Source organism: Limnospira indica PCC 8005, assembly GCF_000973065.1.
GTDB lineage: Bacteria > Cyanobacteriota > Cyanobacteriia > Cyanobacteriales > Microcoleaceae > Limnospira > Limnospira fusiformis.
On the sequence record NZ_FO818640.1, the window covers coordinates 2,816,189 to 2,829,050 of the forward strand.

General features: G+C 44.7%; 14 protein-coding genes, 1 pseudogene and 1 riboswitch. Of the genes and pseudogenes, 12 read left to right on the forward strand and 3 right to left on the reverse strand.

What is annotated here, in order from left to right; all coding sequences use genetic code 11:
* Positions 1-405: 405 nt before the first annotated feature.
* Positions 406-798 (forward strand): annotated as a pseudogene (locus tag XZ46_RS29345) (zinc ribbon domain-containing protein); the annotation flags it as partial.
* A gap of 141 nt (positions 799-939) precedes the next feature.
* On the forward strand, positions 940-1,635 hold the full coding sequence (locus tag XZ46_RS12215) for an aldehyde oxygenase (deformylating) (RefSeq protein WP_006625681.1): 696 nt from the start codon (positions 940-942) through the stop codon (positions 1,633-1,635).
* 79 nt (positions 1,636-1,714) lie between these two features.
* Here XZ46_RS12215 and XZ46_RS34255 read toward each other — a convergent pair whose 3' ends face one another.
* Positions 1,715-1,861 (reverse strand): hypothetical protein, encoded by a 147-nt coding sequence (locus XZ46_RS34255; protein ID WP_006625680.1) that lies wholly within the window; start codon positions 1,859-1,861, stop codon positions 1,715-1,717.
* Between the two features lie 681 nt (positions 1,862-2,542).
* Here XZ46_RS34255 and XZ46_RS12225 point away from each other — a divergent pair.
* From XZ46_RS12225 to XZ46_RS12245, 5 genes are all read left to right on the forward strand, one after another.
* A complete protein-coding gene (locus XZ46_RS12225) occupies positions 2,543-3,169 on the forward strand; it encodes an IS607 family transposase (RefSeq protein WP_108614909.1) in 627 nt (208 codons plus the stop codon).
* Positions 3,150-3,536 carry a transposase gene (locus XZ46_RS36645; protein ID WP_228116588.1) on the forward strand — a complete coding sequence of 129 codons (387 nt, stop codon included), beginning with the start codon at positions 3,150-3,152 and terminating at the stop codon, positions 3,534-3,536. The genes XZ46_RS12225 and XZ46_RS36645 overlap by 20 nt, the downstream gene beginning before the upstream one ends.
* Before the next feature lie 87 nt (positions 3,537-3,623).
* Positions 3,624-4,067, forward strand: a complete 444-nt coding sequence (locus tag XZ46_RS36650; RefSeq protein WP_006625676.1) for a hypothetical protein — start codon at positions 3,624-3,626, stop codon at positions 4,065-4,067.
* Entirely contained in the window at positions 4,036-4,248 is a 213-nt protein-coding gene (locus tag XZ46_RS36655) for a zinc ribbon domain-containing protein (protein ID WP_228116544.1), read from the forward strand. Before XZ46_RS36650 ends, XZ46_RS36655 begins: the two co-directional genes overlap by 32 nt.
* A 303-nt stretch (positions 4,249-4,551) precedes the next feature.
* Positions 4,552-5,571, forward strand: a complete 1,020-nt coding sequence (locus XZ46_RS12245; RefSeq protein ID WP_006625675.1) for a long-chain acyl-[acyl-carrier-protein] reductase — start codon at positions 4,552-4,554, stop codon at positions 5,569-5,571.
* A 512-nt stretch (positions 5,572-6,083) separates the two neighbouring features.
* On the opposite strand, the gene iscB is transcribed toward XZ46_RS12245, so the two are convergent.
* Both iscB and XZ46_RS12255 read right to left on the reverse strand, forming a co-directional pair.
* Complete coding sequence (iscB, locus tag XZ46_RS12250) at positions 6,084-7,355, reverse strand: RNA-guided endonuclease IscB (protein ID WP_048895068.1); 1,272 nt, start codon at positions 7,353-7,355, stop codon at positions 6,084-6,086.
* A 312-nt stretch (positions 7,356-7,667) separates the two neighbouring features.
* A complete protein-coding gene (locus XZ46_RS12255; protein ID WP_006625671.1) occupies positions 7,668-8,870 on the reverse strand; it encodes an argininosuccinate synthase in 1,203 nt (400 codons plus the stop codon).
* Between the two features lie 122 nt (positions 8,871-8,992).
* On the opposite strand from XZ46_RS12255, the gene XZ46_RS12260 reads away from it, so the two are divergent.
* The 5 genes from XZ46_RS12260 (at position 8,993) to XZ46_RS12280 (ending at position 12,855) form a co-directional block, all read left to right on the forward strand.
* Entirely contained in the window at positions 8,993-9,919 is a 927-nt protein-coding gene (locus XZ46_RS12260; RefSeq protein WP_006670832.1) for a glycosyltransferase family 2 protein, read from the forward strand.
* 43 nt (positions 9,920-9,962) lie between these two features.
* Positions 9,963-10,123, forward strand: a riboswitch (cobalamin riboswitch).
* 20 nt (positions 10,124-10,143) lie between these two features.
* Entirely contained in the window at positions 10,144-10,899 is a 756-nt protein-coding gene (locus tag XZ46_RS12265; protein WP_008050788.1) for an energy-coupling factor ABC transporter permease, read from the forward strand.
* A gap of 8 nt (positions 10,900-10,907) precedes the next feature.
* Positions 10,908-11,216, forward strand: coding sequence for an energy-coupling factor ABC transporter substrate-binding protein (locus XZ46_RS12270; RefSeq protein WP_008050789.1), 309 nt, complete (start codon positions 10,908-10,910; stop codon positions 11,214-11,216).
* On the forward strand, positions 11,217-12,020 hold the full coding sequence (cbiQ, locus tag XZ46_RS12275) for a cobalt ECF transporter T component CbiQ (protein WP_006625666.1): 804 nt from the start codon (positions 11,217-11,219) through the stop codon (positions 12,018-12,020). It abuts the gene before it with no gap.
* Positions 12,004-12,855, forward strand: a complete 852-nt coding sequence (locus XZ46_RS12280; protein WP_006625665.1) for an energy-coupling factor ABC transporter ATP-binding protein — start codon at positions 12,004-12,006, stop codon at positions 12,853-12,855. Before cbiQ ends, XZ46_RS12280 begins: the two co-directional genes overlap by 17 nt.
* Positions 12,856-12,862 lie beyond the last annotated feature (7 nt).

The window sequence follows — 12,862 nt, forward strand, 5'->3', positions numbered from 1 at the left end:
ACTAATCCTAGAAAATCCTACAAAGTTGGTCAATTCCTGGAATAAATAGATAAAGTAAACTATAAAGATCCTAATGCTTGCTGATGCTCAAGGCCATTGAGTTGGTCAGATACCATGATTGTGTGTGTCTGGATTATCAGTATAATGGCCAATAAGGAGTGAGGCAAGCTATAAAATAGACGATTTTTCGACCCCACTGTACGGTCAGGCAGATCGAAACAGGTTCTCGGGAATGAGAGCATGATTTAATCTCAAATTAGGTTAACATTTTACGGCAATACGGTATAATACCAAGTATGGTGCGAGACCTTCGGGTATGAAATAGAGCTGAAATGGGCGAAATAACTACCCGGTGAGGACTTCAACCCCTTGGTTGATTGGGTCGCATCCCTAGCCATCCCATAACACAGCCTGATTTTTTTGCCCCCCTTCGAGACTTCCAATATGGTTGCCAAGGTGAAGCGTCTAATCAGGTCTAAGACTGCCCGCGCCATGCTGAAATGGGCGCATTATCGATTCAAACTAACCCTGAGACATAAGCGCGGAAATAACTGAACAGTTGTAGATGTGACCGAAGAATACACCAGCAAAACCTGTACTCACTGTGGTCATGTCCATTCCCAGCTAGGTGGCTCAAAAGTGTTCCGATGTCCGGAGTGGGGGTTCACTCTACCACGGGACTGGAACGGTGCTTTTGGAATCTTTCTAAAAGCTTTGCGGGATACCGCCTCTGTTACCTTAACGGGTAATAGTGCTATCGTCGCATTGTCCGGGAACAACCGGATAAATGTCGCGTAAATGTATCAGATATCGACCTCTGGGTATCTGGCTTTTGAGTTAGATGTGTAAGTCGGATCGCTGAACCAAGAATTCCACTGTTAAGGGGCGTGGGAGTGTCAAGAACAGCTCATTTGTTTGTTACCAGGAGAAATCTAATTTATGCCACAGCTTGAAACAATTACTGAACTGGACTTTCAAAACGAAACCTATAAAGATGCCTATAGCCGGATTAATGCGATCGTAATTGAAGGTGAGCAGGAAGCATCTGATAATTACATCAAACTGGGTGAAATGCTACCTGAAGAACGGGAAGAGCTAATTCGTCTGTCGAAAATGGAAAAGCGTCATAAGAAAGGGTTTCAGGCTTGTGGTCGCAACCTGGAAGTTACCCCAGACATGGACTTTGGCCGTGAGTTCTTTGCTAAACTTCATGGTAATTTCCAAAAGGCGGCGGCTGAAGGTAAGTTGGTGACTTGTTTGCTGATCCAATCTTTAATTATTGAAAGTTTTGCGATCGCTGCTTACAACATCTATATCCCTGTGGCTGATCCCTTTGCTCGCAAAATTACCGAAGGCGTGGTTAAAGATGAGTACGAGCATCTGAACTTTGGCGAGGAGTGGCTGAAAGCTCACTTTGAGGAGTCCAAAGCTGAACTAGAAGAAGCTAACCGCCAAAACCTACCCCTGGTCTGGAAAATGCTTAACCAGGTGGAAAAAGATGCCAGTATCCTGGGAATGGAGAAAGAAGCCTTAATTGAGGACTTCATGATTGCCTATGGGGAAGCTCTGAGCAATATTGGTTTCACTACCCGCGATATTATGCGGATGTCTGCTTATGGTTTGGCAGGAGTTTAACTTAGTCAGGTTGAGATTTTGAACAAAAACGGTCGGTGCGGTCGGTGAGCTCCGCCGAACTGATCGCAGCCGAACCGCGCTAACAGGTGGGATCTGCGATCGCCAGAGTCTTAGTCGTCATAGCCTTATCAGAAAAAATGGGTTGAAAACCTCGTCCTTTTAGGGCGACTTGGTGTGAACATAAATTTAATTCGTTGACTTTGGGAACGCCGGAAACAAGAGACACTCCGTAATCCCTAAAACTCTAGCCATCACTGGTAGAAAATCTTTCATCGTCAGTCCAAATGGCCAGAGCGAAGTCAAAATCAAATAGGGTAGGGCATACCCGGATTTACGCTTGGGGAGTATTCTTGAAGAGTGCTTACTGTAAAAGGTGTAGTCAGATACGACATGAAACTGTAAGACCAAAACTAACGAGGGTTAGTGGAGGCAGGATTCAGCCCAAGAATCCCCATGCCTTTAGGCTGGGGACAAGGGTTCAGATTACCGGACTACGGGAACGCCATGAGATACCCGGCTACCAAATGTTGTCCCCCGCTCTGATTTTCAATGACCAGGCTTGTCATCTTTCCGTTCCGTTTCATTGTGTACAGCGCGAAACGGAACCCGGATCAAAATGTTGTGGCGGTTGATTTGGGTATCAATACCACAGCAACAGTCACAGTCGTAACCTTTGACGGCACTGTAATCCATCGTGAATTAATTCACCCTGGACCAGACATAGATCGTCGATATCAGCGACTCGAGTCTGTGGCAATGCGGGCCCTAATGACGATGGGAAAAGGAGGGAAACTTCACAAAGGCTTCTGCGCCCAGACGTGCTTGCTAGTAACAAAAAACTTACTCAAACCTACACACAAACCCAAAACCTTGTACTATGCAAACAACCACAATAACCGGAGTTAAAGTGCCAAAATATGTTACACCGAAGGAAGCCGGAGAAATCTTCTCCGTCAGCGTTGCCACCTTGCGAAGATGGGAAAAACTCGGCGCAATTAAAGCCGTTCGTACCGTTGGCAACCAACGAAGATACATCATCGAAGAAGCCGAGAAACATTCATGCATTGTCTGTTACGCAAGAGTCAGCACCCATTCCCAAAAGGATGACCTCACTAGACAAGCTGAATTTCTACGCAGCGCATACCCAACAGCAGAAGTTATTACAGAAGTTGGCAGTGGACTCAATTTTAAACGGCGAAAGTTCCTCGCTATATTGGAACGAATATACGAAGGAAATATCGGCACACTTGTCATCGCTCACGCCGATAGACTGGTCCGTTTCGGATTTCCACTCATTGAATGGTTATGTGCAAAAAGTGGATGTGAACTCGTGGTTCTCAGGAAAAAGAGTCTCTCTCCAGAACAAGAACTCGTTAGCGATATCTTGTCCATCCTCCACTGTTTCTCTGCTCGGCTTTACGGACTACGAAAGTACGAAAAACAAGCCCGTCAAGAACTTCAAAAAGAAACCCCGTCATCAGACAAGCCAGATGACTCCAAACAGTTTGAGCCAAGTGAGATTGTATCCTTGTAAAGAATTACACACCGTTGGGAAACGTTGGTTAGCAGCTTATAGGTGGATTTATAACCAGACCATTGCTACTTGGAAACAAGGGGTTCAAGGGAGCTGTTTTGACTGCCAAAAGTTAGTCAGAAATAGTGACAAACCGGAATGGGTAAAATCTTTACCAGGACATCAATTACCGGAAGCAGTAGCCGATGCTTTCGATGCTTTTAAACCAGCCAAAGTCAACCAAGGTAAAGTCCAATTAAAGTCCTGTAGGGCACCATCTCAAATCATTAAATTCAAGGTGAATAACTTTAAAAAAGGGACGTATCCCCGTTTAACTAAAGGTTTAACCTTTACTTCACCTCAAGCTCTACCTAAGAATTGCCTTTAGGTCACACAACTAAAATACGCAAGGGGTAAATGGTATGGTTGTTTTCCAGAGCATCAAGAGCGGGAAACAACAGAGCCAGAGCGAGTTATGGCTTTAGCTCCTGGCCTTCGCTCCTTTTTGGTGGGTTATGATGGTGAATCAATTACTGAATTTGCCACTAATGATATTAGCAAAATCAATCGCCTTTGCTACCATGTAGACGTGTTAATGAGCCAGATTAGTCAATGTCAAATCAAACGAAAACGATATCGAATGCGTAAAGCTTCTCATCGAATGCGCGAGCGTATTCGTAAGCTAGTGGACGATTTACATAAGAAAGTCGCTCATGTCTTGGTTAATCACTATAAACTTATCTTTCTTCCTACTTTTAATTCGAGTGAAATGGTTGTCAAATATCGTAGAAAGCTCAACTCTAAGTCAGCGAGACACTTGTTAACTTGGAGTCACTACATATTTTCTAAACGTCTCATGCAACAAGCAGAAAGAAAAGGTGTTTTAGTTGTCCGCGCTGAAGGAAAGTTATACCTCTAAAACCTGCCCCCATTGTGGTCAAATCCATGAGAAACTAGGGGGAAGTAAGGTTTTGAAATGTCCTAATTGCGGCTATACAGCACCCCGTGACTGGGTAGGCGCACGAAACATTATGCTTCGTGCTTTGCCGGCTACTGCCGTTGTCTTCCAAGACAATGCGATACTTTTTCAATCGGCGTAAAGCTTTAATAAGTTTTATACAGGTTTGAGAAGGTTAAATGTAGCACTCAGGCGAGTCCGGGATTAGCATTATGACACCCCCACCTCGCGCCGGAGCCGGTGGGGAGAGCTTTATTCGGAATTGCTGGCACTATGGGCAGGTTGGTGATAAGATTAAACATAAAATCACAAGCAAACCTGCTCCTTTGCAGGTAAAATTAATTTCTATGGTCCGGCATCGACTCATACAGCTCGTGCCGGGAGATGGGTAAATAAAATAGCCTCCCCCAAGAGGATGTTAACTCAAAAATAACTCAATCGAATCATGTTTGGTCTCATCGGTCATCTTACCAGTTTGGAACACGCCCAGGTTGTAGCTCGGGATTTGGGTTATGCAGAATATGCTGATCAAGGTCTGGATTTTTGGTGCAGCGCACCACCCGTAATTGTTGAGGATCTTAAGGTAACAAGTATTACGGGTCAGGTAATTGAGGGTAGGTATGTAGAGTCTTGCTTCTTACCCGAAATGTTGGCTACTAACCGCATGAAAGCTGCTACTCGCAAAATTATTAATGCTATGGCTCATGCTCAAAAAAATGGCATTAATATTACGGCTTTGGGGGGGTTTTCTTCGATTATTTTGGAGAGATTTAATTTGGATCAACTGGGTAGAATTCGCAACATTAAGTTGGAGTTTGAGCGCTTCACTACCGGAAACACCCACACGGCTTATATTATTTGCCGTCAAGTGGAACAAGCAGCGCCGAAATTGGGAATAGATTTGTCTAAGGCTACTGTGGCTGTTTGTGGCGCTACCGGAGATATTGGCAGTGCGGTCTGTCGGTGGCTAAATGGCAGACTTGATGTGGCTGAAATACTATTGATTGCTCGCGATCGCCAAAGACTCCAAAACCTACAAGCTGAATTGGGACGGGGTAAAATTATGGCTTTAGATGAAGCATTACCCCAGGCTGATATCGTGGTTTGGGTCGCTAGTATGCCACAGGGGGTGGAAATTGACCCGGAAGTTTTGAAAAAACCTTGTTTGTTGATTGATGGGGGCTACCCTAAAAATATGGCAACTAAGTTTCAAAGTCCCGGTGTTCATGTCCTGTCTGGGGGCATTGTGGAACACGCTTTAGATATTGACTGGAAAATTATGAAAATTGTCAATATGAATGTTCCCGGTCGCCAGCTATTCGCCTGTTTTGCCGAATCTATGTTATTAGAATTTGAGTCTATATATACCAATTTTTCTTGGGGCCGAAATCAAATCACTTTGGATAAAATGGATATGATTGGTCGGATGTCTATTAAACATGGTTTTAAACCACTGATGCTATAACTTTTCCCCCTCCTCACCCGCTACCCTCCAACTCGGTTAAACTCCCAATTTCGGGTGAGGATCTCATTATTATTTATGGCTTTGGGGGGTATGCACAAAATGTCGTTTTTGTCAAGGTCGGTAAAAATAGCCTAGGTATTTTCCCGAAAAACTCGTGAATCGTGAATTTAAATTTTTGCCGGGAGAATAATTTTAACCGCGATACAATCAGGGTTTCGGGCTTTATTTTATCCAATAGACACAGAAAGCCCTTGGTAGCAATTTCTGTAAGCAAACCACAACCCCCATAATCTCGTCAACTTTTGGCGAGCAATTTTCCCTAAAATTGTATTAATTCTTAACAATCTTTGCCAAAAACAATCTATTTGGTTGTATGAATTAGCAAAACTTATGTAAAATCCCATAAGTAGGGGGTGGGCGAGTTTCACGTAAACCTCTTGGGAGCGTGGAAGCCCCGTGTCTTTAGACCGGGGAGGAAACGCGACAGGGGGACTTTAGTCCCCGTCAATCTTTCAAGCATAGGCGTAACCATCCTTCCTGTGAATGGGTTGGCAGTATTTGTGGCTGATGCCTGCCACCCGTACCGAAGCGGTGGTAATATCAAAACTACCAGACGCACGGCAGAGAACCCGTCCTAGATATGAGCCAATTTTCTTCCCCGCTGTGACCAGTGCCGTCACCATGTCGCCAGTCTGAAAGCCTTTATGAATTTGCCTCCTGGAGCGGTGACGATTCGGGAATCCGTACTTATTCGTCCCGCACATCTGACGGGTTCCATGCCCCTTTGCTAAAATCAGCAACGGTTTTGAAGTCAGAACTTCGAGTGATTCGACTGGTCCAACACAGGCAGCATCAAGCCAGTGAGCTTTAGGTAGGTTGAGCCTCAGTCGATTGAACTTCGTTTGTCCGCCCGTTCCTGTGGTAACTGGGAGTCCTGTTGCTTTCAGAGCCTTGAACAAGGCCCATCGGGTCGAGTTAACGGCAGCCGCATCTTTAAGGGGTGATTTGGCCTGCCTGAGAAGACGACTCAGGACATCAGGCTGGCCCGATAAAAAATCCCGAATGTCCCCATTGCCTTTGGCTTGATTGCATGAGTGGCAAGCCAGGGTCAGGTTAGAAACCCGGTCAGAGCCACCCTTAGAGCGAGGCTGGATATGCTCAACTTCAAGTAGTACATTTTGAGCCCCACAGTAAGCACAGGTTCTGCCCCACTTTTCCAACAGGTATTCCCTGATTTCATAGCCTTGTAATTCTCCCTGCTGATACTCAACACCTGAAATCTCAGGGTTTTCCATCAATTGCAGGTCGAACCGTACTAGCTCTTGGGTAATGCGGCCAACTGGGGCAAGTCTACGAAATCGGTGAACCCAGGTCATTAGAGTATCTACTCGATGCTGCAAGCTGGGAGCTAACCAACCTTCGGGACGAGTCCGATTCAAGAACCGAGCTGGTCGATATCGGGTCTTGCGGTTTCGTCGAGAACGTCGGAGTTGACGACGAGAGAGCAATGCTTCTTTAATCTGCTGTCCTCGGTGCTGCAACTCGGCAGCAAAGATAATATGATTCCCTTGCTTTAAGGCAATTCCAGTGACTTTAGAGCCTGGGTCTAATTTGAGTTCGAGCGGTTCAGGATTAGCGTCAACCTCCTTGTTTAGAATAATGGTGAATGGGTAGCGTCGAAATACCGATGCTTTCCCGGCTTTGAGCAGTGATCGTGCCATCCCTGGCTTGCACGGTGTCAGGGGCTTGCGGTTGGTATCTAAAACGAAAATATGGTTAGACATTGTTGCGTCTGTTCTGATTGCTCGTAACGTTTGCGCTTGCGCTAACGCGCACGCTGCGCGAACGCTAATGTTCAGAGTCGGTACTTTCCAAATCGCACTGTCTTAACCCCTTAGAACTGTTTAACGATTTGGTTCTAGTGCCTGGAACTAGCACGCATTCCAGGGTAGGAACTTTAACTCTTGCTCGCTCACGTAGCCAGTTAAGGCTTAAGCTGGTCAGCTACCTGAAAGCGGGGGGCACGAAGCCCCCGTGCTTCAGCCGGGGGTGCTGACTTAACTGTAGAACCCGCCCCAATAATTGACAATTAAATCTTACTCTCTGATTTTTTCGGACCAAACGCGAGTGGGAAGACCCCAAACATAGATAAATCCTTCGGCGGCTTTGTGGTCAAATACATCTTCAGAACCGTAAGTAGCCAGGTCAAGGCTGTAGAGGGATTTGTCAGACTGGCGACCGACAATGTTGCAATTGCCTTTAAACAGTTTGACCCGTACAGTGCCGCTGACCCGTTCTTGAGTTTGTTTGATAAAGGCATCGATCGCACCTTTGAGGGGACTAAACCAGAGGCCATTGTAGACAATTTGGCTATAGGTTTCCTCAATGCCGCGTTTATAGCGGGTGACATCGGAAGTGAGAACCAGACTTTCAAGATCTCGGTGAGCCTGAATGAGTACAACCATGGCAGGGGATTCGTAAACTTCCCGAGATTTAATGCCTACCAAACGATTCTCGATCATATCAATGCGTCCGATACCGTGGTTTCCGGCGATCGCATTTAAGCGAGAGATGAGGTCAACGCCGTTGAGTGCTTCCCCATTGAGGCTAACAGGAATGCCAGATTGAAAGCCAATTTCTAAATATTCTGGCTGGTCAGGAGTATCAGCGATCGCTTTAGTCATCCCATAGACATCCTCTGGGGGTTCAACCCAGGGGTCTTCCAGAGGTCCAGCTTCGATCGCCATACCAAGCAAGTTGCGATCGAGACTGTAGGGGGAAGACTTTTTAACGGGGAAGGAAATGCCAAATTTTTCCCCATAAGCGATCGTCTCTTCCCGACTCATACCCCATTCCCTAGCCGGAGCTAAAATCTTAATATTAGGGTTGAGAGCGCCGATAGAGACATCAAAGCGGACCTGATCATTGCCTTTTCCCGTGCAACCGTGAGCGATCGCATCTGCTCCGTATTTTTCGGCAACTTCCACCAAAACCTGAGCAATCAAAGGACGTGCTAAAGCCGTAGCCAGGGGGTAGCGGTTCTCATACAAAGCATTAGCTTGAATAGCCGGAAAAGCAAACTCCTGTACAAATCGCTGTTGTACATCAATCACTAAAGACTCACTCGCGCCAGAGTCGAGGGCCTTTTGTTTCACTGGTCCTAGTTCATCACCTTGTCCCAAGTCAACCGCCACAGTAATTACTTCAGCTACCCCAAACTCATTTTTGAGATAAGGAATACAGACAGAGGTATCTACACCACCAGAGTAGGCAAGTACAGCTTTTTCAGCGCGACCCATAATCTACCAAAGCTCCTAGATCAACAAACATTTCATTATCACCCCAATCGCCACCATTGAAAAGTAAGGCTGTAACAATTAGGTTATAGTTGCAGAGCATCGCCAACTGTCCCAGAAAATATATGTTTTTTAGCGTTGTTATCCCTACCTATAACCGTTTGCCGATTTTACAGAAGTGTCTGAGAGCATTGGAAAATCAAACCTATAGCGCCGCCGTGACTGGCTATGAGGTGGTGTTAGTCGATGATGGTTCCACTGATGGGACTGTGGAATGGTTGGGAACTAACACCCTCGAATTTCCCCATCTTCGCATCTACCAGCAAGACCACCAGGGACCAGCGGCGGCGCGAAATTTGGGAGTTGAACAGGCGAGGGGAGATCTGATTGTTTTTATCGATAGTGATTTGGTGGTAACTGATAGCTTTCTTGCCGCTCACGCTACCGCCTTAATTGCCAACTCTCAAAAAAGCGATCGCATCTTTACCTATGGTCGAGTTGTGAATACCTGCAATTTTGAAAATCCCACCACAGAACCCTATAAAATCACCGATTTTTCTGCCGCTTATTTTGCCACCGGAAATGTGGCGATCGCCCGCCATTGGCTAATCGAAGCCGGATTATTTGACCCTAAATTTCAGCTTTATGGTTGGGAAGACCTGGAACTAGGAGTTAGGCTAAAAAAATTAGGCTTAAAATTAATCAAATGCCCCGCCGCCGTCGGATATCATTGGCATCCCCCCTTTAACTTAGACCAAATACCCGCCCTAATTGAAAAAGAAAAACAAAGAGGCAGAATGGGGGTAGTTTTCTATCAAAAACATCCTACCTGGTCAGTCAAAATGATGATTCAAATGACCATTTTGCATCGGATACTCTGGGGCATTTTATCCCTAAGAGGTCAACTCAATGAAAGGACCATGGCGCATTTTTTACAGTGGTTAATTAATCGTGGTCAGCCTCAATTAGCCTTAGAAATTTCTCGGATTTTTTTAAATTGGTATAACGTCCAAGCCGTCCAACAATATTGGGCCAGGCGAGAGCAAACTTAATTAAATATTTGCCAGCTTGGTTCACTGTTGACCTACACATGATACAATAGCGCCAACTATAGGTTCTAGTGGGGAACAGCCACTAGGAGTAATGGGGAAAGTTCGGTGTAAATCCGGCGCTGTCCCGCAACTGTAATCAGATTTCCGGCTAATTTGTCCACCCCATCTGTGAGTCAGGATGCCCGCCTATAGTTATTTCTCACTCACAAATCTGCGAGGTACAGATGAGCAAAAATCATCGAATGATACACCTAATCGCCATGATTGGGTTAACATTTTATTTGGTAATAGGTGCAGCCACTCCAGCTCAAGCAATGCACATTATGGAAGGTTTTTTACCTATTACCTGGTCAATTTTTTGGTGGGTGTTAATCATCCCTTTCTGGGTTATTGGTTTTCAAAAACTCACCAAAATTACCCGAAACAACCCCGAACTAAAGCTATTAATTGCCCTAGCAGGAGCCTTTACTTTTGTCCTGTCAGCTCTAAAAATCCCCTCAGTTACAGGGAGTTGTTCTCACCCCACCGGAACCGGATTAGGAGTGGTTTTATTCGGACCGTCAGTGATGACAGTTTTAGGCAGTTTAGTCCTACTTTTCCAAGCCGTATTACTCGCTCACGGCGGTTTAACTACCTTGGGAGCTAATGTATTTTCTATGGCGATTGTCGGCCCTTGGGTTGCCTATGGCATTTATCAACTATTCTGCCAATTTAACCAACAAAAGTTAGGTATTTTCTTCGCAGCAGCCTTGGGAAGTTTAGCCACTTATTTAATTACCTCCATACAGTTAGCCGTAGCTTTTCCGGCTGCTTCTGGGGGGGTTATGGCTTCCTTTATCAAATTTGCGGGGATTTTTGCAGTCACTCAAATTCCCCTATCAATTAGTGAGGGACTATTAACTATGGTAGTTTGGAATTGGTTAGAGTCCTACGCCTCAGAAGAACTGCAAACCTTGAAAATTGGGAAAGCTAATAGCTAAGTAAAATCATGACACCAACTTCTGATAAAGCTGTAAAAAATGGCAATTTGTGGATGATTTTAGCCGTCGTTATTTTATCGGTAACGCCGCTAATTTTTATCCGAGGAGACTATGAGGGAGCCGATGAACAAGCCGAAAATCTCATCGGCGAAATTCAACCGAATTATCAACCCTGGTTTGAACCTATCTTAGAAGTTCCCAGTGGCGAAATTGAGAGCCTGTTATTTGTTTCTCAAGCTGCTATTGGTGCGGGTATCGTCGGCTATGTGATTGGCTTATATAAAGGCCGTAAACAAGGCAAAAATCGCTCATCCTAAATGTACCATCAAATTGATGCGATCGCCTATACCAATCGGTTAAGGTATTTACCCTCAGAACATAAGTTAGCCTTTGCCGCCATCCTGTTTTGTCTCAGTTTGGCGGCTCCCCCCCTCCTGCAAATATTGATCACCATTTGGGTGACAATTTGGGTCGTGATTTACGCTAAAATTCCCCTAGGAATTTATCTGAAATTGCAAGCCATCCCCTTCAGTTTTTGGTTAACTAGCATTCCCGCCTTACTATTGGGGGTGGTTAATTCAGCTAATATTGAATTAATTAAAACTGATATTATCTGGGAATTTAACCTAGGTAATATCTTGATATATTTCAGTAATCAAGGAATGCAACAAGCTGGTTTTCTACTAACTCGCTCCCTAGTTTTAAGCTCCTGTATGTATTTTCTTTTACTCACTACCCCCTTCGTCGAAATCATTAGAATTTTCCGTAAGATTGGCTGTCCCAGTTTAATCACAGAACTATTAATGTTAATGTATCGGTTTATTTTTATGTTAACTGAAACCGCTAGTCAATTATTAATCGCTCAACAGGTTCGTATCGGTTATGGTGACTGGAAAACTACAATCCGCAGTTTAGGAATTGTCACCAGTCAACTACTCCAACAAACCCTAGAAAATTATCGACAAATTTGTTTAGGATTAACCGCGCGGGGGTTTAACGGAGAGTTGCGGGTTTGGTCGGTTTCTCGCCATCAATCCAACCCTCGATATACCTGGGAAGGATGTTGTGGTTGTCTACTATTATTGGTGATTATTGGATGGTTGTATGTCATCGGAATTTGAGTTACTAGAATTTGATAATGTTCAGTATACTTACCCCGGTAGTCAGCAGCCAACTCTGGAAAATATCACTTGTCAATTTGGTAGATATCAGCGTTATGCTGTCATTGGACGTAATGGCTGCGGAAAAACTACCTTATTTCGATTAGCTAATGGGTTATATCGTCCTCAGTCCGGGGTGATTAGTTGGCGAGGTCAACCGCTACAATATAAACGGCGATGGTTGAATCAATTGCGCCAAAAGGTGGGTTTAGTGTTCCCAAATCCTGAACAGCAGTTAGTAGCAACTACCGTGTCAGAAGATATTTCCTATGGCTTGTGTAATTTGGGTTTATCTACCTCAGAAATTGCTCAACGGGTGCGCCAAATTTTGGCTGAATTTGATTTAGTGGGTTTGGCGGATTTCCCGATTAATTATCTGAGTTTGGGGCAGAAAAAAAGGGTGTCAATTGCTGATATAATGGTGTTGCAGCCACAACTCTTGTTTTTGGATGAACCTACGGCTTATCTTGACTCCTATCAAGTTACTAATTTTCACTGCTTATTAAATCAGATTCAACAGCGAGGAACTACTGTGGTTATCGCTACTCATAATTTGGATTTTGTCGAAGCCTGGGCGGATTGGGTTTTGGTACTTGATAGGGGAAAACTGGCTTTTCAAGGTACACCAGAAGCCGTTTTTAGTCAAAGTCAACAACTCCAAGATTTAGGTTTGGGGGTTCCTTTAGTGGGGGATTTAATTAATTGGTTACAAGCTGAGAATATGGCTTTATCTCAACCACAGTTAAATCAGATTCAGCAACAGATACGCGATCGCTATTGGCGGTCAAATTCTTAAAATTTGG